21 protein-coding genes and 1 riboswitch are annotated in these 18,889 nt (G+C 56.3%); of the genes, 13 read left to right on the top strand and 8 right to left on the bottom strand.

From position 1 onward, the window contains the following. Positions 1–11: 11 nt before the first annotated feature. From ACX5K5_RS10975 to ACX5K5_RS10960, 4 genes are all read right to left on the bottom strand, one after another. Positions 12–1,124 carry a DNA alkylation repair protein gene (locus ACX5K5_RS10975; RefSeq protein ID WP_459174382.1) on the bottom strand — a complete coding sequence of 371 codons (1,113 nt, stop codon included), beginning with the start codon at positions 1,122–1,124 and terminating at the stop codon, positions 12–14. 105 nt (positions 1,125–1,229) lie between these two features. Continuing rightward, positions 1,230–1,526 carry a Fe-S cluster assembly protein HesB gene (locus ACX5K5_RS10970; protein ID WP_188686937.1) on the bottom strand — a complete coding sequence of 99 codons (297 nt, stop codon included), beginning with the start codon at positions 1,524–1,526 and terminating at the stop codon, positions 1,230–1,232. 226 nt (positions 1,527–1,752) lie between these two features. Next, entirely contained in the window at positions 1,753–2,505 is a 753-nt protein-coding gene (locus ACX5K5_RS10965) for a hypothetical protein (protein ID WP_459174381.1), read from the bottom strand. A gap of 65 nt (positions 2,506–2,570) precedes the next feature. Continuing rightward, positions 2,571–2,957: a hypothetical protein gene (locus ACX5K5_RS10960; RefSeq protein ID WP_459174380.1), complete on the bottom strand. Its 387-nt coding sequence runs from the start codon at positions 2,955–2,957 to the stop codon at positions 2,571–2,573. Here ACX5K5_RS10960 and ACX5K5_RS10955 point away from each other — a divergent pair. The 5 genes from ACX5K5_RS10955 to ACX5K5_RS10935 all read left to right on the top strand — a co-directional run bounded on the left by ACX5K5_RS10955 (position 2,942) and on the right by ACX5K5_RS10935 (position 6,620). Next, positions 2,942–3,478 carry an NAD(P)-dependent oxidoreductase gene (locus ACX5K5_RS10955; RefSeq protein WP_459174379.1) on the top strand — a complete coding sequence of 179 codons (537 nt, stop codon included), beginning with the start codon at positions 2,942–2,944 and terminating at the stop codon, positions 3,476–3,478. The genes ACX5K5_RS10960 and ACX5K5_RS10955 overlap by 16 nt on opposite strands. Positions 3,479–3,560: 82 nt before the next feature. Next, positions 3,561–4,292: a VOC family protein gene (locus ACX5K5_RS10950; protein WP_096255927.1), complete on the top strand. Its 732-nt coding sequence runs from the start codon at positions 3,561–3,563 to the stop codon at positions 4,290–4,292. Beyond that, on the top strand, positions 4,282–5,031 hold the full coding sequence (locus tag ACX5K5_RS10945) for a class I SAM-dependent methyltransferase (protein ID WP_205738269.1): 750 nt from the start codon (positions 4,282–4,284) through the stop codon (positions 5,029–5,031). Before ACX5K5_RS10950 ends, ACX5K5_RS10945 begins: the two co-directional genes overlap by 11 nt. 51 nt (positions 5,032–5,082) lie before the next feature. Further along, on the top strand, positions 5,083–5,781 hold the full coding sequence (locus ACX5K5_RS10940; RefSeq protein WP_459174378.1) for a lysoplasmalogenase family protein: 699 nt from the start codon (positions 5,083–5,085) through the stop codon (positions 5,779–5,781). Next, positions 5,778–6,620 carry an alpha/beta fold hydrolase gene (locus ACX5K5_RS10935; protein WP_096255931.1) on the top strand — a complete coding sequence of 281 codons (843 nt, stop codon included), beginning with the start codon at positions 5,778–5,780 and terminating at the stop codon, positions 6,618–6,620. The genes ACX5K5_RS10940 and ACX5K5_RS10935 overlap by 4 nt, the downstream gene beginning before the upstream one ends. 4 nt (positions 6,621–6,624) lie before the next feature. Here the strand turns inward: ACX5K5_RS10935 and ACX5K5_RS10930 are convergent, their stop codons facing one another. From ACX5K5_RS10930 to ACX5K5_RS10920, 3 genes are read right to left on the bottom strand one after another with little or no spacing between them, the layout of a single operon-like run. Beyond that, positions 6,625–7,824 (bottom strand): acyl-CoA dehydrogenase family protein, encoded by a 1,200-nt coding sequence (locus ACX5K5_RS10930; protein WP_459174377.1) that lies wholly within the window; start codon positions 7,822–7,824, stop codon positions 6,625–6,627. Beyond that, entirely contained in the window at positions 7,821–9,398 is a 1,578-nt protein-coding gene (locus tag ACX5K5_RS10925; RefSeq protein ID WP_459174376.1) for a fatty acyl-CoA synthetase, read from the bottom strand. Before ACX5K5_RS10925 ends, ACX5K5_RS10930 begins: the two co-directional genes overlap by 4 nt. 35 nt (positions 9,399–9,433) lie before the next feature. Then, positions 9,434–10,582, bottom strand: coding sequence for an acetyl-CoA C-acetyltransferase (locus ACX5K5_RS10920; protein WP_441663909.1), 1,149 nt, complete (start codon positions 10,580–10,582; stop codon positions 9,434–9,436). Between the two features lie 551 nt (positions 10,583–11,133). Between ACX5K5_RS10920 and ACX5K5_RS10915 the strand changes: the two genes are divergently transcribed. The 3 genes from ACX5K5_RS10915 (at position 11,134) to ACX5K5_RS10905 (ending at position 13,674) form a co-directional block, all read left to right on the top strand. Continuing rightward, positions 11,134–11,637 carry a GNAT family N-acetyltransferase gene (locus ACX5K5_RS10915; protein ID WP_141392918.1) on the top strand — a complete coding sequence of 168 codons (504 nt, stop codon included), beginning with the start codon at positions 11,134–11,136 and terminating at the stop codon, positions 11,635–11,637. Positions 11,638–11,641: 4 nt separating this feature from the next. After that, positions 11,642–12,076, top strand: coding sequence for an OsmC family protein (locus tag ACX5K5_RS10910; protein ID WP_188686956.1), 435 nt, complete (start codon positions 11,642–11,644; stop codon positions 12,074–12,076). Between the two features lie 320 nt (positions 12,077–12,396). Continuing rightward, positions 12,397–13,674, top strand: coding sequence for a mechanosensitive ion channel (locus tag ACX5K5_RS10905; RefSeq protein WP_096255940.1), 1,278 nt, complete (start codon positions 12,397–12,399; stop codon positions 13,672–13,674). A gap of 125 nt (positions 13,675–13,799) precedes the next feature. Here ACX5K5_RS10905 and ACX5K5_RS10900 read toward each other — a convergent pair whose 3' ends face one another. Beyond that, positions 13,800–14,750 carry a GNAT family N-acetyltransferase gene (locus ACX5K5_RS10900; RefSeq protein ID WP_459174375.1) on the bottom strand — a complete coding sequence of 317 codons (951 nt, stop codon included), beginning with the start codon at positions 14,748–14,750 and terminating at the stop codon, positions 13,800–13,802. 79 nt (positions 14,751–14,829) lie between these two features. Next, positions 14,830–14,929, top strand: a riboswitch (TPP riboswitch). Here ACX5K5_RS10900 and thiO point away from each other — a divergent pair. From thiO to ACX5K5_RS10875, 5 genes are all read left to right on the top strand, one after another. After that, complete coding sequence (thiO, locus tag ACX5K5_RS10895) at positions 14,925–16,043, top strand: glycine oxidase ThiO (protein WP_459174374.1); 1,119 nt, start codon at positions 14,925–14,927, stop codon at positions 16,041–16,043. (Overlaps the previous riboswitch by 5 nt.) A gap of 12 nt (positions 16,044–16,055) precedes the next feature. Continuing rightward, entirely contained in the window at positions 16,056–16,301 is a 246-nt protein-coding gene (thiS, locus tag ACX5K5_RS10890; protein WP_096255946.1) for a sulfur carrier protein ThiS, read from the top strand. A 2-nt stretch (positions 16,302–16,303) separates the two neighbouring features. After that, entirely contained in the window at positions 16,304–17,110 is an 807-nt protein-coding gene (locus ACX5K5_RS10885; protein ID WP_346058848.1) for a thiazole synthase, read from the top strand. Then, a complete protein-coding gene (locus tag ACX5K5_RS10880) occupies positions 17,107–18,252 on the top strand; it encodes a ThiF family adenylyltransferase (RefSeq protein ID WP_459174373.1) in 1,146 nt (381 codons plus the stop codon). Before ACX5K5_RS10885 ends, ACX5K5_RS10880 begins: the two co-directional genes overlap by 4 nt. Positions 18,253–18,274: 22 nt before the next feature. Then, positions 18,275–18,814 (top strand): GNAT family N-acetyltransferase, encoded by a 540-nt coding sequence (locus ACX5K5_RS10875; protein ID WP_188686969.1) that lies wholly within the window; start codon positions 18,275–18,277, stop codon positions 18,812–18,814. Positions 18,815–18,889 lie beyond the last annotated feature (75 nt).

Here is an 18,889-nt window from a genome sequence, read left to right as displayed (position 1 = left end):
AGTTTTTGGTATTACAGCTCGGTGCCTGGCAACAGATCAAAACCGGCAGCTTCGGTAGGAACTCCGTTGATCTGCAGGGCTATTGAATGAGCTCCGGGGTAATAACGGCGTGTGGTAATCGGCCGGAAAGAATGTGTTCGCGCAATGTCGAGTTGTTCGCCCGGTGCCAGCGTGCGGGTGGTGAGTTTAAAAACCTTGGGTTTTGTCGCCCCGTTGGCCTTTTGATGGTTGACGATGTAGTCGATGGCCAGCTGCGCCGACTCTCTCCCGGTATTTTTTATGCTGGCTACAAATTCGATAGATGAACTCCACGCAATTTGTTCTCTGGCTACGGACGGACCGGTGATATCTAGCGTGGCGGGCACAAAACCTAGTACCGCCAACGCCTCGGGATTTCCGCGCTTAAGCAACGTGCGAAGCCCGTGCTTGACTACCCCGAGCGTGGTATCGGACGGATTTTCTAACCAGCGCTGCGCCGTGTGGATGACCAACGAGGCTGATTCACGGCTCAGATCATTCAGGTGGTTAGCTACCGAACGACGCACATATTCACTTTCGTCCCGGTACAGCGCATCAAGAATGGGAATTGTCATTGCTGGTGTCGCGGTTAGCTGCGGTACGCGGACAGCCCACGGTAAATATGGACGGGTGCCTTCGCTAGCCAAACGGCGTACGTGCTCGTCAGGGGACTGCGTCCACCGGTGGGCGAAGGACAGCGCGCGTTCCAGATCGTGGTTTAGCAACAGTCGAATCGCGAATTCTGCGGTGAGTTTTGGGGTGAGCATGGCGAGCATTGTCATCGCGTCATCAAATGCTTCCGCGGTATTTTCTTGTACCGCTCTGCTTGCCAGCGCGCTAGTCACCGGCCAAATCATCCAGCCGGTGAACGTTTCACTGTGCTCACTGGCCCGGCGAATGGCCGCCGCCAGTTGTGCGTAGTCATCAGGAAAATCTGCCAAGAGCGCGTCACGCAACGCATCGGAGCGTTCGCGCAGGCTCAGCGGCACAAATGTCGTGGAGACTGCTGGGAGGTGCTCCAGGGAGCGGTCCGAAACGACTGCTTGCATCTGGATGGAGAGTTGTTCGGCAACATCGGGGCCGATGAGTTGATCAGCGAAAGGCATAAGGCCATTCTGGTCCTTAGTCGCTGAAAATCCGAATGCTTAAAATCGTCGAGGGCCACCAAAAATGGTGGCCCTCGACGGAAGCCTAAAGGTGTCTACCCGCTACTAAGCGCGAGGCAGAATCTGGAAGCTGACAGCTCCCTCTTCGTTGACAGCTGCGTCTAGCACCTTGTCGTCGAGCTCATCGGTGACCAGCTCATCGAGGTATACCGGGCTGCCTTCGCCACGGACTACCAGGTCGGCTGCTTCTGGTTCTGCAACAATCTGCACCGCAAATGCGGCCTCATCCGGTGCGCCTGCACCCTCGGCCTGGTGGATGCGTAGTCCAGCATTTTCTGCCTCGGACTGGTTGGTGACAATCGCGGTAACGATCGTATCTGCCTGATCGGTCAGTGTGAGCACGGTGGCTCTCCTTCCGGTTGCGAACATGCCAAGGTCAGGGCATGTGGTTGCCACGATTCCAAAAAAAATAAATGATCGCAACCTCGCTTAACATGTACGAAATACGCTTCCGGTTAGTTTTCCCTCTCAGGTACGCTCCTCCCTCAATGCCCGACGCAAGGTCTTTCGAGCTGGGAAAAATCATGGAGAAGTCGCAGAATATCGGGCAGATGCGGGGCAGTTGTTCTTAGGCTGTTCGCTTGACTATGCCCCGAGCGACGAAGAAGAGAATGCATAGTTGGACGACGAAGATTAGGACACCGGAAAGCACATCGTCCCAGCCCATGGCCAAACCAGACTGCAGGGTGCCGATGCCACTTGCGACCGGGTAGAACAGTGGCCAAAGAATGGCCAGATTTCTGACGAAGGCAAAAACGATCGAAAAAACCAGCGCAAACATGCCGAAGCTCAAAGCGACCGGAAGCGGGACAGATCCCACATGCTGTAGCGCAAAACCGACACTGGTGAGGAAAATTGCAGGAAGCCACCCAAAAGCTCGTTCCCACCGAAGGTAGAGCCAGCCAAAAACGAAGAGCGGCTCCCAGAAAACCAAGAAATTTGCTAACAGGTGGGGGAGTAACTGGACCTGAAGCTCAGAGGCGGTCACGATGAGCTGGTACGCGGAACCAGCACCTAGCACCGCCGCGATGATCAGTGAAGTCACTAAGAACCTGCGAGTGAACCCAAGTCCTTCCCAGCCTTCCCCACGAAGACGCAACACGGTCAGGGCAGGAATCAGCGTGCCAACCAAGAGGATCCCCAGCACCAAAAACCAACTGCCCAACGCGCTGCCGGCAAAATAGCATCCCCAAAACGCGAGGAGAGTGCCCAAAGCGATAAGAGTGTCTCGGCCTGGATCCCATGCGATGATTCGTCGTCGTGTGCGGTGGGTTGCGCGAGGTGCTTTTGCGCCGGGTGCTGGGGATATAGAACTCGACATGCTCGTTTCCTCAGGAAAGGGTGAGCTGGCGTTTCGGATACCAAGCCCAGCTCGGTGGTTCCACCCTAAATCTCTTCCTGCCCCTTGGCTAGGTCAACGCGTGATGCTTCTAGCGCCCGCCCTGGATGACACAGCGCGATCCGCGGATCGTGCCGGCCAGCGGAGTCGCTTCCAATCCCGCGGTAAAGACTTCCCTGAAATCGACGAGGCAGGACATGAGGGACTGCCAGAAGGTATTGCTGTTCTGGACGACGTTGCTGACCTGAACTTATCGGACTGCCTGCGGGCACCGAGCTCGAGGCACCGACGATAAACTGTGTACGTAGCAAGTTCACGTTCAGCTGGGGAAAGAGATTTTTGTGAAGATTACCGTGGTGGGTGGTTCCAAGGGGACCGGGGCGCAGTTCGCGAAGCTGCACATCAGGCTGGGCATGCGGTGACTGTGCTTTCACGCAGTGGTCAAGCCCCGTCCGGAGTGCGTGCGCTCGCCGGTGATGCAACAGATGCGCAGGTGGTGCGCGATGCCGTGGCCGGCGCCGACGCGGTGGTTCTCACCGTCGGTGCCGCGAAAAAGGTACCCCATCAGCGGGCATTGATCACGCAAACGGTCATTGCTGCGATGCACGATGCGGGGGTGCGGCGACTGGTGGTGCAGTCCTCGCTGGGAGCTGGGAATTCCGGTTCACAGATGCCAGGTTTTTTGCGCTTTGCCATGCTGTTGATGCTCGCTAAGCCGCTGGCCGATCATAATACGCAGGAAAACTACGTCAGCTCATCGGGTCTGGACTGGACGATTGTTCGCCCGACCGGACTGACGAATAAGGAAGCTACTGGCAGCTGGAAGGCGCTGACGGTGTCGGACGCAGGGATGCTTGGCGGTACCATCACGCGCTCGGATCTGGCTGCGTTTCTGCTGCACACGCTGGATGATAAGTCGAGTATTGGGCAGGCCATCGGAATCAGCAACGGCTAGGCCGCGGGGAAGACGAGACTACACCTCTGGCTGAGCCTGGTTCTGCCCGAGCCGTATTTCAGCTTGCCGGTAGGCTGGGCACATGTATCTGGAAAACATTGTTTTCGATTCTGTAGACCCGCACACTCAGGGGCGATTCTGGCAAGAGCTATTAGGCTGCAAATTCTTGGGCGAAGAGGCTCAAGGCTTTGAAACTCGTCTGGAAATCCCCGGCGGACCCACACTGGATCTGTGCTTTCAACGTGTTGCCGAAGCACCCGGCGAACCGGTCCGGTTGCATTTGGATCTACTTGGTGGGCCCGAGCAATCGCAAAGAGCCGCTCAGGCAGTAAAGCTCGGGGCGCGGCGCGGGGGCATTAGGCAGCACGACGTTTCAGGGACCGTATGGGCAGATCCCGGGGGAAATGCGTTTTGCGTGCTGGAAAACCGCCCGTATTCTTCGACGGGTCCCATCGCCGCGCTGCCGCTGGATTCGGCCGATGTCTCCCGCGATGCGCAGTTCTGGGCTTGGCTCACCGGGTGGAACCAAAGCTTTGCCGGGCAGCCCGGTTCCTTACGGCACCGGAGCGGGCATGGACCGCTGCTGGAATTGCACCCGGAATCAGAACCAAAAGGACCGGCCAAAAACCGGATGCACTTGGATATGCGTTTGGAATCAGGTGATGACGCGCAGGTCATTGCCGAAGAAATCGTGGCTCGCGGGGGTCGGGAGCTGCACCCAAACTGGGGAGAGCTAGCATGGCGGGTCTATCAAGACCCCTCTGGAAACGAATTTTGTGTGCTCCCAGTGGCTGGTGGCGGTAATGATGACTAATGAACCGGTAGTGGACGCAAACTTCAATGACGAGCTACTTGCTCGACTCTATGACCCGCTTGATCCAGACCGTAGTGATCTGGAGATCTATACACAACTGATCACAGCAATAGACGCCCACAAAATTTTGGATCTCGGGTGTGGAACTGGAACCTTCGCTTGCATCCTGGCCGGGGCAGGATTCGAAGTGACCGGGGTTGACCCTGCCGGTGCTTCCTTAGTCGTGGCACGGGAAAAACCTGAGGCAGCGCGCGTCCACTGGGTGCACGGTACGGTGCACGATCTGCCAACCGGGGATTTTGATGCGGCGGTAATGACCGCAAACGTTGCTATGGTCTTCACCGATGATGCGCAATGGCAAAATACTCTGCAGCGCATTGCACTGGCGCTGAAACCCGGAGGAACGCTGATCTTTGAAACACGGCGACCAGAAGTGCGGGCGTGGGAGCAATGGACCGAGCAACTAACTCGTGAAACGACCGTCGTTGCCGGGCAAGGAGCGGTGACCACCTGGGTTCAGGTGCTTGGTTACGACAACGAACTTCTGCGCTTTCGCGAAACCTTCCGCTTCGAAGACGAAACCGAAATGATCTCCGAATCCACGCTTCGTTATCGAAACCGTGAGCATATTGAAGCGACGCTGGATGCGGCCGGATTCGAAGTGCGCGAGGTCCTCGACGCCCCGGACAGGCCCGGACGGCAGCTGATCTTCGTTGCCCAACGTCGCATGAACGGATAGTCTCGAACCCATCGACGGCCACGGTAGATGCCTGTCGACGGGATAGGACATATGAAAACCCATCTGGCAGGTGACACCCGCGTTGTTGGTAGCGCGCTCGTGCTCGGCGCCGTCAGCATCATTCATTTGACTGCGCAGCTGATTGCCACGGACGGCCAGCTTGCGGATGCCACGCAAATCTTGTTGATGCCGGCACTGGCCGCGGTTTTGCTTCTTGCCACACGGCGTCCGCGAAGCATCTTGGTGCGCTGGGTGCTGCTGGCGTTGGGATGTTCCTGGTTGGGCGATACGATCCCGAGGTTCATGACCGGCGACCCGGCTTTTCTGACGATGGTTGGCTGCTTTTTGCTCGCGCAGCTGTGCTATTTGCTGGCGCTGCGAACCTATTGGCGCCACTCGGTGCTCTATCGGCCCTGGTGGGTGATCCCGTATCTGTTCGCCTTCGCATGGCTGGTGATCGTTTGTGCACCGCATGCGGGGTCGTTGCTAATCCCCGTGGTGATTTACGGTGCGGCCTTAACGCTGATGGCTGTGCTATCAACCGGTCTGGGCACGCTCGCCGGAGCCGGTGGCGCGATCTTCTTCATCTCCGATGCGCTCATTGCGCTGCGTTCCTTTGCCGGCATCGAGATGCCGGCTCATTCATTTTGGATCATGCTCAGCTACGTGGTGGGTCAGTCCATGATTGTGGCTGCCGTAGCCCGCCAAGTACGTTTCACAGCACTGGAACCCGACAAAGGACGAGTATGAAACCCGCACAACCCGACGAACAATCGCTTCCCGAAGGCATCGCCGCAGTTCACGGCAGCGGCCTGCCGGTGGTCATGGTGCACGGCAATGGCGTGGATCATCGAATTCTTTTGGCGCTTGATGATCAATTGGCGCGGCCCGGAAACCTGCAACGCATCTATGTTGACCTGCCCGGCTTTGGCGGCACGCCGGCGTTGCCCGGGCGCGCGGGGCTACCAGAATATGCAAACTGGCTGCAAGCATTGCTCAAAGACCAGCTCGGAACAGAGCCTTTTGCGCTGATTGGCAATTCGCTCGGCGGTTTGCTGGCCCAGGAGATGGCCGATCGCTTTGGAAAACAAATTCTCGGCATGGTCCTGCTCGCTCCGGTCATCCGGCCTGCACCCGAAGAGCGCAACCTTCCGGCGCGCAGCATCGTCCACGAGGACGAAGTGCTGCTTGAAGAGCTGGGCAACATCAATGCCGGCCACTATGCGCAGACCTCGGTGATTCAAACACGAGCCAACTGGGAACAATTTGAAAGACACGTGCTGCCCGGAGTGCTCAGCGCAGATCTGCGGGCGATGGCGCACCTCTCGCAACGCTATTATTTGGACACCTTGCCGGTGGACCGCAAGCACGTGTGGACGATGCCGGTACTCATCGCCTGCGGAATGCAAGACCATATCGTGGGGTTTAAGGATGCTAAGGCGCTGCTTGAACGGTACCCGAACGCTTCATTTCTTGAATTAGAGCACGCAGGACATAACGTGCACATTGACCAGCCGGAGATTTTGGCGCAGGCGCTGGACCGTTGGCTGGATTCAGTGCGACTCGCTACCGGGTCAGCGACAAACTAACGCTCTAGCTGAAGGCGCTAAACCCGGTGAGATCACGGCCAAGAATGAGAGCCTGGATGGATTCGGTGCCCTCATAGGTGTGCAGCGCCTCGACATCACCCAGATGACGAATCACATGGTTTTCCAAGAGGATCCCATTGCCACCGAGCAGGTCCCGGGCTGTCGCGGCGATGCGCCTGGCGGCACGGGTGTTGTGGTACTTCAGCAGCGACGCCTGGGTGGGACTCAAGCTGTTGGCCGCCTGCGCGTGGGCCACGGCCCGGCATTGGAGCTGCATATTTGTCAGTTCCGCCAACATTTGTGCCAGCCGTTCCTGAACCATTTGATGTGCGCCCAAGGGTTTGCCAAATTGGGTGCGGCTTTTTGCGTAATGCAGGCAGGCCTCGAACATGCTCAGCGCGTGACCTAAAGCGGACCAGCCAACATTCACCCGCGTGTCCACCAAGGCACGGGAAACGTCCTTGAACGACCTCACCCCTGGCAGCAGGGCCTCGGGTCCTACCGTCACGTTCTGCAGCGATATTTCGGCTTGGTCAATGGCACGCAGCACCCCTTTGCCGCCGATGACTTCTGCAGAATATCCTGATGTTTGCTGATCAACGATGAAACCTTTGACCTGTGAATCTGCCTCGTCGCGCGCCCAGACAATGGTGATCCCGCCGGATGCGCCGTTGCCGATCCATTTTTTATGCCCGTTCAGAACCCATCGCCCACCTTCACAGCGTGCCGAGGTGGCTAAGCCCACCGAATCGGAGCCATGCCCGGGCTCGGAGAGTGCAAAACCGCCCAGTAATTCGCCGGTAGCCAGCGGCTGGAGGTACCGCTCCTGTTGTTCGGCGCTGCCAAAGAGCACCAGACTACGCAGGACCAGTCCACCTTGCACCGCGGCTGCAGCCGCCATCGAACCATCGGCCCTGGAAATTTCCATAGCTACAAACCCGGCAGCCAACGGAGACATCACCCGGTGCCCTGGGATGTTTAGTCCGTCGGTGAGTAGATCCAATTCACCCATCCGGCGTACCAACTGGACCGGGTAGTGCGCTTGCTCCCAGTAGTTGTTGATCTGCGGCAATATTTCTGCCCCATAGGTTTTCGCGGTATTCCAAAATTCCTGGTCTTGCGCGGTAACGTCGGCGAAGGTTGAGAAATAATCGGTATCGAGACTTTCACTTAGTTCATACCGCATCGACGGTTCTGAACTCATCCTTGTTCTCCCTGACCGGTACGCTGTGCACGTAGGTCGCGTTTAAGTAATTTGCCCGATTGATTGCGTGGCAGCTGCGCGACGAAGTCCACACGCTTGGGAACTTTGTAGTCTGCGATGCGACTTTTGACATGGCTGCGCACCGATTCGGCCGTCAACTGCGCGCCTTCTTTGAGAACCACCACGGCGGTGATCGCTTCAATCCACCGCTCATCGGCTACCCCGAGCACAGCCACCTCGGCGACCTGATCAAGTTCGTAGATGCAATCTTCCACCTCACGTGGCGCCACGAGCACGCCACCGGTATTGATGACGTCCTTGATCCGGTCTACCACCTGAATGTAGCCGCGGCTGTCCACTGTCACCTGATCTCCGGAGCGGAACCAACCGTCAATGAACGCCTCGGCGGTAGCTTCTGGTTTGTTCCAATACCCGAGCATCACTTGCGGGGAACGGTATTGAATCTCGCCTGGCTCGCCAGCTTGTGCGATGTCGCCGGCGGAGTTGATGACCCGGGCTTCGACGTAGAATACCGGGCGGCCGCAGGAGGCAGGGCGTGCCTCGTGCTCTTCGGGTCTCAGTACCGAACACAGCGGGCCGAGCTCGGATTGGCCGAAGCAATTGTAGAAGCCGATCTTTGGGTATCGCGCACGTAGCCGTTGCAAAACGGTCACCGGCATGATTGAGGCACCATATTGTGCCTTCGCCAACGAGGAAAGGTCGCGGGTGGCTAAATCCGGGTGGTTGCTCAGCGGCACCCACACCGTGGGAGCTAAAAATAGCGACCCGATTCGTTCGGACTCAACCAGGGCAAGCATTTGCGGAATATCCGGTTTTGCCAGAAGCCTGACGCTGGCTCCCAGGGAAAGATAAGGCAGCAAGAAAACGTGCATGGCCGCCGAGTGATACAACGGCATCGCGATGAGAGGGCGATCCTCGGCGGTGAGATCTAAGGCGATAATCGCTGAAACGTATTGTGCCATCAATGACGCGTGGGTCATCATCGCTCCCTTGGGAGCCGAGGTAGTGCCGGAGGTATAGAGCAATTGCGCCAGATCTGAACTAGCCACGTGGTCATTTTGCATAATCGCTACCGGAGCGTTTGGATCCATAGCGGTATCCAGAATGGAATCGTTATGCTCTGCTGTGGGAAGGAGCGCCCAAAGATGCTTCACGGTCGGTACTTGGCCCTGCTGCCTGACCTGGTTCACCAGCGAGGCGCGCTGTTCGTCGGCGATCACCAGCACCGCGCCGGAATCTTCGAGCAGGTAGCTCAGTTCATCGCCCTTCAGCGCAAAATTCACCGGCACATGCACTAGTCCGGTGAGGGCACAGGCAAAGAAAAGGATTGCGTAAGCGTCGGAGTTTGCGCCGTAGACGGCAACCCGGGAGCCTGCCGGCAAATCGGCGTCCATGAGCCGGCGCGCCACCCGGTGCACGGCTGTCTCAAACTCCCGGTACGTCCAGCACCGGTCCTCGAAGAGCAGCGCTATCGCCTCGGGGTTGCGTGCGGTGCTCCGTCGTAATAGGGCTCCGATGGTGTTGCTGGTGGACGGCGGCATGACATGGTTCATAAGCTGTACTCCTGAAAAATTGCAGGCATGGGGTTTTAGAGCCGTTCGATGATGGTGACGTTTGCTTGCCCGCCACCCTCACACATGGTTTGCAGCCCCCATCTGGTGTCACTGCGTTCAAGCTCATGCAGCAATGACGTCAACAAGCGGGCTCCGGTGGCGCCGATCGGGTGTCCGAGGGCGATAGCTCCACCATTGACGTTGACCTTGTCCATATTTGCTTGGGTCTCGTGTTGCCACGCGAGGACGACCCCGGCAAAAGCCTCATTAATTTCGATGCGATCCATATCTTGCAAACTCATCCCGGTGCGCGCCAAAGCATGCTCGGTGGCTCGAATGGGGGCCGAAAGCATCATGACCGGATCGTCGGCTCGCGCCGAAACGTGATGGATCCGCGCTCGGGGCTTGAGCCCATAACGTTTTACCGCCGCTTCGGAGGCGATCAGCAACATGGCCGCACCATCAGACATTTGCGAAGCTGTTGCAGCTGTGTGCTGGCCACCAGTAACGATTGGGGCAAGCGAAGCCATTTTTGCGCGGTCCACTTCTCGGGGCCCCTCATCGATTCCTAAGCCCGCCACCGGCAGGATTTCTCGGTCGAAATATCCTTTACGCTGGGCATGAAGAGCGCGTTGATGTGAGGTTTCGGCGAAGTCTTCGAGGCTTTCCCGGGACAGTCCCCAACGGTCAACCATCATCTCCACACCGCGAAATTGCGAAATCTCTTGGCTTCCATAACGCTGTGACCACAGCTTTGACCCGGTGAACGGGTCCGGGAAACCGAAGTCTTTCGCGGCCACGTTGGAGTAAGACAACGGAATGCTCGACATCGATTGCACACCGCCGGCGATAACTAGGTCGCTGGTGCCACTCATGACAGCTTGAGCGGCGTAGGACACTGCTTGCTGACCCGAACCACATTGACGCTCTACGGTGGTACCAGGGACCTGCTCGGATAACCCCGCAGCTAACCAAGCACTCCGGGCAATGTCCATTGCTTGCGGACCAACTTGATCGATGCACCCTAGGATGATCTCGTCATACTGCTCCGAATCGATATTGTTCCGGCGTACCAGTTCGGCTAGTGGGGTGGCAGCGAGATCCAAGGGATGAACCTGCGAAAGCGCTTTGCCACGGCGTCCTACTGGGGTACGGAGTGCGTCAATAATGTAAGCCTCGGACATGGGTGATCCTCCAAAATAGTGCACCGGCGCACGGCATTGTTCGTGTTTTCAGTTGTGAAAACGTCAGTTTACAAAAACACTGGGTATGAAATAAGAATGCCCAAGACCGCCAATGTTGTCTAGCTCACAGCGTGTGTTTGGTGTGCGCTGGGGGCGAAAGCTACGCATGGTCTAGGTGAGTGACTAATACCGCCATGGACCTAACGGGTCCTACGTAGCGCGTGTAAGCCTGATCGTGGGCATTTTTAATCGGTTCTTTTCGAGGCAGACGGCCTCAGGTCAGAAAACTGAGCAGGTCAATTGCGAACCAATCATTCGTGACCCGGAAGTGGAAATGTTTGCGGAATCCGCTTCGCCTGCGTTGGCGCCGGAGACTGCGGATGATGTAACGCGTGGATGGCTTATTCCAGCGACTAGGGTAGTGCGGCAAATACTGCGGTGGGTCACCTATTAGCGTGGAGCCTATTTTTATAGTTGATGTGAGAGTAGTCAAAGCACTAGGTTACGATGCAGTAGGAAGTGCCTTGGAACTGTTGAAGGAGGAAAATTCAGTGAGTTCTAAGCCTGGCGAACAATCGCCGAGTTCGGCGGATGGATTGTTGATGATCCGTCCCTGGTCCGGGGTTGAAGAAGTGCCGGAACTATTAGATGTCTGGCGCTCCTCGGTTGAGGGGAGGCGAGATTTTCTCTCAGTTAATGATCTGAATTCGGTGGCCTCCACACTCGAAACCGTTTATGCACAACGTGCTCTGGTGTATGTTGCTCAGCTCGGGACACAAATCGTCGGATTTATGGCCATGGGAGATGAGCGGGTCGAATTATTGTGGGTTCACCACGAACACCGCCACATTGGCGTAGGCAGAGCCTTGGCGGCATTCGCCCATTCGAAACAAACGAATGTACAGATGGTAGTCAGTGCGCAGAATGCCGCAGGAATCGATTTCTTCCGCAGCTGTGGATTTGAACTATCTGCAGAGGAAGAGTTGAGCACCGAACCCGCGGCGAATATTTTACTGCGTCATGCCAGTGTCGGCGCCAAGGCCATGCGACGATAACACTATGAGTGAAAATAGTCGCGAAGTCCGTGAAGTCAGTGTAGTGCGGACCGCATCACGTACGTATAAGGCCACGAGTGCCGAAACCGGTTCGAGTATTGAGTTCGGACAGGCCGAGGGGCTGCTGACCCCGGTTGAACTTCTCTTGGCGGCCATCGCCGGATGTTCGAGTATCGATGTTGACGTTGCCACGACTCGGAGAAGCGAGCCAGAGAAATTTGAGGTGACAGCATCGGGTGACAAGCTCACTGAGGATGGCGCCAGCCGGATGGAGGACATCCGTCTCGGGTTTGATCTCAAATTCCCGGACACCGAAGAGGGGCGTAAGGCTGCAGGTATGGTCGAACGTATCGTCAAGCTGTCACATGATAAATATTGCACCGTTTCCCGCACGGTCGAACTGGGCGCCAAGGTCACCAGTGAGATAGCCAAAAGTTAGTTTTACCTGCACTAAATGAATTTTTTGACCCGCCATAGCTCAGCATTGCTCATGGCGGGTTTTTACTTTTATCTATACAGGGAACTCACATATTGGTCACTTGTTTTAGGATCTGGAAATAATTTTAAGTATCACTGGATTCGTAGGTTATAAGCGAAGAAGGTTATCGAAAGCGTAGAATCTTACTGCTTTTACTTCTGAATCCGAAGGTGGAATACGTGAAATTCTTCGAGTTACCCACCCCTTGTCGCTAGTTTGCCCTAGTCAGCAAAAAATCCTCGTCGTAGGGTCTAAATCATCCCCACGTTGAAGGAGCAGTAATGCAATCTCAGAACGTATTAGGAAACATTGACTGGGCGTCGATGCTACAAAAAATAGCCATCGCGCTAGTAATTCTCATCATTACTTGGTTGATAGCAAAAGTTGTTAAATGGGCTGTCTCCAAACTCGTCACCAAGATCAAGTTCCTCCAAAAACAAGGCACCGATGGAAAGCAAATCGGCGACTCCCTGGGTAAAGTTGCTGGTCTGATTGTCTGGCTCTTTGGCCTGGTTGCAATTCTCCAGGTCTTCGCGCTGACTGAGGTGCTCTCTCCGGTTCAAGATTTGCTCGGCGGAGTCATGGGCTTCTTGCCGAACCTCATCGGTGCAGCATTCATCTTCATCATCGGCTACGTGATCGCTAACGTCATCAAGCAGCTGATCCAGACCGGTCTGGGCACTGTTGATTTCAGCGCTTTGGTCCGAAAGGTTACCCCCGGAGATGCCGAAGAGGTTGATCCGGAAACTTCAATTCGCACCCAGCGGACCATCGTTGATGTCATCGCCAACATCGTGTTTGCACTGATCCTGTTGGTTGTCTCGATTTCTGCACTTCAGGTTCTTGGTATCGCCGCTATTTCGGTACCTGCGCAGGAAATGCTGCAGATCGTCCTGACTGCCATTCCACAGGTCATCATGGCGCTGATTCTTCTGGCAGTGGGCTTCCTGATTGCTAAGTTCGTAGGCAAACTGATCGAATCCACGCTTCGTGGTGTCGGTACTGACCGCGTTGTGGCCGGTTGGGGAGTCGTCCCTGAAAGCCAGAGCGCATCAGGCATCCTCGCTACCATCGTGAAGATCGCAATTATCCTGTTCTTCGCTGTGATGGCAGCAAGCATGCTGAATTTCCCGGCAATCACCAATATCCTCAACGAGGTGCTGGAGCTGGGCGGCAAGGTCGTCTTCGGCGCAGTGATCATCGCGATTGGCTTCGTCTTGGCTAACGTCATCCGTCGACTGATGGGTGATACTACGGCTTCGAAGATTGTCCGCTACACCGCCATCGCACTGTTCGTGGCGATGGGCCTGAAGTACATGGGCCTGGCCGACTCGATCATCAACATGGCCTTCGGTGCCATCGTGATTGGTGCGGCACTAGCAGCAGCCCTAGCCTTCGGACTGGGTGGACGCGATGCGGCGGCACGTACCTTGGAGAAGATCGATCTGAACAAGTTGGACGAACCGGCTAGCACCGGCACCGTGCCAACTCGTCCGGCACCGACGACTCCAACTCGTCCGTCACCAACCACGCCTCCGACAACACCAGACGAGTTCTAATACTTAGGGCTTGACGCATCAAAAAGGTGGGACCGATTGCTCGGTTCCACCTTTTTACTGCCCAAAAATGGGCCGCGACGTCCAGCATTTTCGAGTCTGATTTGGACTATTGATCCTTCCGTACCTCAGTGCAAAGCCAGCGCGGTGATGGGTGGTGCTTGGTCGGTGATCAACCGAGCATAATTTAGAACATCGATACGCTCGCCGTTGATTAAGAACTTGTCCCGTTCCCGGCCTTCGAGCACAAAACCACAACGCTCGGCGACCTTTTTAGATGCAGGATTATTCACCCGCAGGCCCAACTCCAAACGGTGTATCTGATGGGCGGTAAAAAGCTCGTCAGCCAAAGCAGCCAGTGCGCGGCTAGCTAATCCGCTACCGCGATGCGCCGCATGCATCCAATACCAGACCCAGGCGTTGCGATTTCCGGAGTCAATACTCGCAGAGACTAGACCGACTAAGCCGGTACCTTGAACTATCGCTAGTGGTACTTGTTGGTCAGGATTTTTTAGTAGCTGCTGAATGTAGTTCTCTGCCTCGACAAGGTTTTTAACCTCACCTTGCCGCGCCATGTCGGGGTGGGAACAAAAAGCCTCAAGAACTTGGGGTGCATCGCTAGGACGCAACGGACGAACAAAAGCTTGAGCCTCTGACTCGACATAAGGTGAGGTCGCGACATCGGCGGGGAACTTGGGCAGCTTGGTTCCTTGGTGGAAGAGCAACTGCCAACCATGGGCCGAATGGATCCACAGCGAGGTGCGCTGGCTCGGGGTGTCCGCGCCGGTTTTCCAGCGTAGTAACACCAGAGTCTCACTGAGCTGTTGGATACGCGGCTCGAGCAATTGGAACGTAGGTGATTGGTCTACTGGTTCAGTCATGAGCAGTTTGATGATTTGGCTGCGATCGTAGTTTCTGCCGGAGGCTCCAACTTCCTCGAAGTCTTCATGAAGTAGCCGTTTGAGCTCCTGCTGATTGTGGCGAATGCGCTGAGTTAGCAATTGCTTTTCACCGTCAATGATCTTTGCGGCTACCAAGTGATCAGGAGATAAATCTCCCGGGACAGAAAATTCGGGCATGGCAACGAGTAAAACACAGGACAGCTATGGCTGTGAAGTCATGAAGTTAGTAATTGTGAGCCCTGACATGCTTATAATCCAAGTACTCCGCGGGAGCCCTTAAGGGCTGAGAGGGCTTTGTGCCGACCGCTACACCTGATGCGGGTCATGCCGCCGTAGGAAGGAATTGCCTTCGTGCACACTGTCATTGTCGGCGCCGGAATTATCGGTCTCGCCACAGCTTTCGAACTTCGCGCTCGCGGTGTTGAAGTCACGATCATTGATCCGGCTCCCGGTTTAGGTGCAAGCCATGCGGCCGCCGGGATGCTCGCGCCAACTGCCGAAACCACCTGGGGCCAGGACCAACTTCACAGGCTGATGTCCTGTTCGGCCAAGGCCTACCCCGAATTTATTGATCGAATTTTTCAGGCCACCGGCCAGCGCGCTGCTTACGTTGAAAATTCGACTTTGGTGATCGCCGCCGAACTGGCGGATATGGATGCGCTGTTGGAATTAAAGCGGCTACAAGATTCTTTAGGGTTCAGCGCTGAAAGACTTGTGCCGAGCGCCGCACGCAAACTTGAACCTGCGCTGGCGACAAACATTGCTGGCGCCATATACTGCGCCGCAGATCAACAATTGGACCCACGGTCTTTGCTGAAGATTCTGATCAGCTACTTTGAATCCTCCATCGTGCACGAGACCGTGGTGGGGCTCCTGAGTCACGGGTCAAAAACCTGCGGTGTGATCACCTCCAGCGGGCTGCGAATCCCTGCAGACCAAGTGCTTCTGGCCGCCGGTCTGGGGCAAATTCCGGGCGTATCAAACCTCGCGCTACGCCCGGTCTATGGCGATATCTTACGGTTGCAAGGCTCAACACGATTCCCCTTGATCAAGCGAACTGTTCGCGGGATTGTGCACCGTGAACCGGTCTATCTGGTCCCACGCGCCGACGGAAGTTTGGTCCTGGGTGCGTCAAGCAGGGAAGACGGACAAGAGCAGGTCAACGTGGGACAACTACATGCGTTGTTGGACAATGCGCGCAGGCTTGTGCCGGGCATCGTGGATACCACGCTGAATGAAGCAATCGTCCGTGCGCGTCCCACCACCCCGGACGACAGGCCGCTGATTGGCCGGCTGGATGCCGGGCTCGTCCTGTCAACCGGCTACTCGCGACACGGGGTGCTGCTAGCCCCATTCGGAGCACGGGTCGGCGCCGGGTTGCTGCTCGATGACCCACAAGACGCGCATCTACTCGCCGCAGTCTCGCCGGAAAGATTTGGCGAAGTCCACCTGCAAACCAGCACCTTCTAGGAGACAAAAAACATGCAACAAATAGAACTTTTCCTCAACTCCACACCCACCACCATGCCCGCCAACAGCACAGTGCGTGAACTGATCGCCACACATACCGGAAAACGAATCACCGACGAAGGCAGAGCCAGCGATGGATCACGTCTGGGCATTGCGGTCGCGGTGGACTCTGCGGTGGTGCCACGCAGTGGGTGGAATGATTTTTCGTTGCAGCCTGGCCAGCGAGTAGAACTAGTCACCGCAGCGCAGGGAGGCTGAAGATGGAAAAACTTACGATGGACAACGATGGATTTGAAGTTGCCGGGGTAGGGTTCGCTTCTCGACTCATTCTTGGCACCGGGGGAGCGACCTCGCTGGATATTTTAGAACAAGCGCTCCGTGTCTCAGGTACGGAGCTGACTACGGTTTCGATCAGGCACTTCGCCGCTGCTGGCTGTGGTTCGGTGTACGAACTTTTAGCTCGCAATTCTGTGCGCCCACTGCCGAACACCGCCGGTTGTTTCACCGCGCGGGATGCGATACTCACCGCCCAGCTGGCGCGTGAAGCTCTGGAAACAAACTGGATCAAACTTGAAGTCATCGCCGACGAACATACGCTGCTTCCGGACCCAATTGAACTATTTACCGCTGCCGAGGAACTAGTTAATGACGGATTCCAGGTTTTCGCCTACACCAATGACGATCCGGTCATGGCTATGAGGTTAGAGCAGTTGGGTGTAGCGGCGGTGATGCCAGCTGGTGCCCCGATCGGTTCGGGCTTAGGGATCCTTAATCCACATAATATTTCCACTATTACCGCCCGAGCCTCGGTGCCGGTCATCTTAGATGCCGGGGTAGGTACCGCCTCGGATGCGGCCAAAGCCATGGAGCTGGGTTGTGACGCCGTACTGTTGGCCAGCGCGGTCACGCGAGCCAATAACGCACCCTTGATGGCCGCCGCCATGCGTGATGCCGTCCGTGCAGGTCGCGCGGCACGGCTGGCCGGACGCATCGTGCAACGCGACCTTGCGCTGGCTTCCTCGCCAGATTCCGGGATGATGCAGGCGCTCATTGGTGACTTCTCGTGAGCGCCGAACCGCGCCTTGCCCGGGAGTTAACCGCGACGCAACTAGCTAGATATTCTCGACACCTGACTCTGCCAGGAGTCGGAATCACCGGGCAAAACCGTATCGCCAACGCCAAGGTATTGATTATCGGCGCTGGGGGATTGGGTAGTCCTATTGCCAGCTATCTGATCGCCGCTGGGGTTAAACAACTCAGCGTCATCGACCCGGATAGTGTGGAACTCTCAAATTTGCAACGCCAGATCTTGCACCGTGAAAAGGATCAGGGTGCACTGAAAGTTGCGTCGGTGCAACGCCTTGCCGTTGAGCTCAACAGTGAGGTTGCGGTGCACTGTCATGCCACATATTTGGCACCAGAGAATGCGGTGGAACTTTTTGCCGAACACGATGTGGTGATCGATGGCAGCGATAATTTTGCGACGCGCTACCTTTCCAGCGATGCCGCGGAAATTACCGGTACACCTTTGGTGTGGGGAACAATTTTCCAATTTGCGGGTCAGGTCTCGGTATTTGATCCGCAATCCGGTCCGATGCTGCGCGATATCTTCCCTGAGATGCCAGAGGCTGATTCGGTACCGTCCTGTGCCGAAGGTGGGGTATTTGGTGCGCTGTGCGGGGTGGTCGGATCGTTAATGGCCACCGAAGCGCTAAAAATAATCACCAAAGTGGGACAACCACTAACCGGGAAACTATGGCTTTACGATGCGCTGACCGCCGGCGTGCAGATTTTGAGTTTTGACCGTGACCCACAGCGTGCGTCGGTCCGAGAACTTGGCGATTATGAACCTCAGTCTTGTTCGGTGGTTGTGTCGGGCGAAGAAATCGACGTGACAGAAGTAGAAAAGTTGCGAGCCCAAGGCCAACTGGTATTGCTCGACGTGCGAGAACCATGGGAACGTGCGCTGGCAACTATTGAGGGCAGTATTCATCTGCCCCTAGACCAATTGTCCGGTGACTTCTGGACGCAGTTTCACTGGGAGCCAGGAACCCAGGTGGTGACCGTCTGTAAAACCGGGGCACGCTCGGTTCGCGCCGCGCTCACACTCAACGCGGCGAGGCCAGCAACGCTTGCCCCGGTGCTTAGCCTGCGCGGCGGAACACTGCGTTGGTTAGCCGAGATTCGTGGTCAGGTCGTGAACTACTAGGTAGTACTGACATACTGAAGGCATGGAGTCAACCAAAAAATTACTGATCAGAGAGCTATCCCAAGCCGATGAACAGCAAGCAATTGCCGCTCATCACGCATTGCTCGACGATGATTTTGATTTTCTCCCGACATGGTCAGCCCGGCAAAGCTGGAGCGGCTACGTGCAACGCATGAGCGAAGGGCGCAGCGGCGAATTCATCCCCGAAGGGTGGGTGCGCAGCGGTTTATTCGTCGGAGTGCACGAAGGAAAGCTCGTAGGACGTATCTCGGTGCGTTACGAGCTCAACGATTTTCTGAGCGAGGTCGGCGGACACCTTGGTTATGGTGTGGTCCCGGAATTCCGCGGCCAAGGCTTTGCTACACAATTGTGCGAATTTGCGTTAACAGAGCTCAGATTCCACGGTGTGCGCTCGGCTTTGGTAACCTGTGATGAGCAGAACGTTGCTTCACAGGCAACGATCATCGCCTGCGGCGGACAAGCCGATGAAAATCGCCCCACGGTGCATGAAACCGGGGGAAACACCAAACTGCGTTATTGGATTTCAACAGCGCGCTATTAGGCGTTAATGAAGCTATTTCTGTATGTTCCACCACAGATAAACGATGTACTTGTCCGAAGCGCGTAAAATAGTATG

The sequence above is a fragment of the Glutamicibacter bergerei genome (assembly GCF_054495185.1).
Note: the sequence above shows the minus strand (reverse complement) of the source record. Positions and strands in the feature narration are given on the sequence as shown.

Excerpts from the sequence above, each read along its gene's own strand:
- ACX5K5_RS10900 (WP_459174375.1), bottom strand. The coding sequence starts at position 14,750 with ATGCCCGAATTTTCTGTCCCGGGAGATTTATCTCCTGATCACTTGGTA.
- ACX5K5_RS10905 (WP_096255940.1), top strand. The coding sequence starts at position 12,397 with ATGCAATCTCAGAACGTATTAGGAAACATTGACTGGGCGTCGATGCTA.
- ACX5K5_RS10940 (WP_459174378.1), top strand. The coding sequence starts at position 5,083 with ATGAAAACCCATCTGGCAGGTGACACCCGCGTTGTTGGTAGCGCGCTC.
- ACX5K5_RS10875 (WP_188686969.1), top strand. The coding sequence starts at position 18,275 with ATGGAGTCAACCAAAAAATTACTGATCAGAGAGCTATCCCAAGCCGAT.
- ACX5K5_RS10910 (WP_188686956.1), top strand. The coding sequence starts at position 11,642 with ATGAGTGAAAATAGTCGCGAAGTCCGTGAAGTCAGTGTAGTGCGGACC.
- ACX5K5_RS10965 (WP_459174381.1), bottom strand. The coding sequence starts at position 2,505 with ATGTCGAGTTCTATATCCCCAGCACCCGGCGCAAAAGCACCTCGCGCA.
- ACX5K5_RS10920 (WP_441663909.1), bottom strand. The coding sequence starts at position 10,582 with ATGTCCGAGGCTTACATTATTGACGCACTCCGTACCCCAGTAGGACGC.
- ACX5K5_RS10925 (WP_459174376.1), bottom strand. The coding sequence starts at position 9,398 with ATGAACCATGTCATGCCGCCGTCCACCAGCAACACCATCGGAGCCCTA.
- ACX5K5_RS10935 (WP_096255931.1), top strand. The coding sequence starts at position 5,778 with ATGAAACCCGCACAACCCGACGAACAATCGCTTCCCGAAGGCATCGCC.
- ACX5K5_RS10885 (WP_346058848.1), top strand. The coding sequence starts at position 16,304 with ATGGAAAAACTTACGATGGACAACGATGGATTTGAAGTTGCCGGGGTA.
- thiS (WP_096255946.1), top strand. The coding sequence starts at position 16,056 with ATGCAACAAATAGAACTTTTCCTCAACTCCACACCCACCACCATGCCC.
- ACX5K5_RS10930 (WP_459174377.1), bottom strand. The coding sequence starts at position 7,824 with ATGAGTTCAGAACCGTCGATGCGGTATGAACTAAGTGAAAGTCTCGAT.
- ACX5K5_RS10975 (WP_459174382.1), bottom strand. The coding sequence starts at position 1,124 with ATGCCTTTCGCTGATCAACTCATCGGCCCCGATGTTGCCGAACAACTC.
- ACX5K5_RS10950 (WP_096255927.1), top strand. The coding sequence starts at position 3,561 with ATGTATCTGGAAAACATTGTTTTCGATTCTGTAGACCCGCACACTCAG.
- ACX5K5_RS10945 (WP_205738269.1), top strand. The coding sequence starts at position 4,282 with ATGATGACTAATGAACCGGTAGTGGACGCAAACTTCAATGACGAGCTA.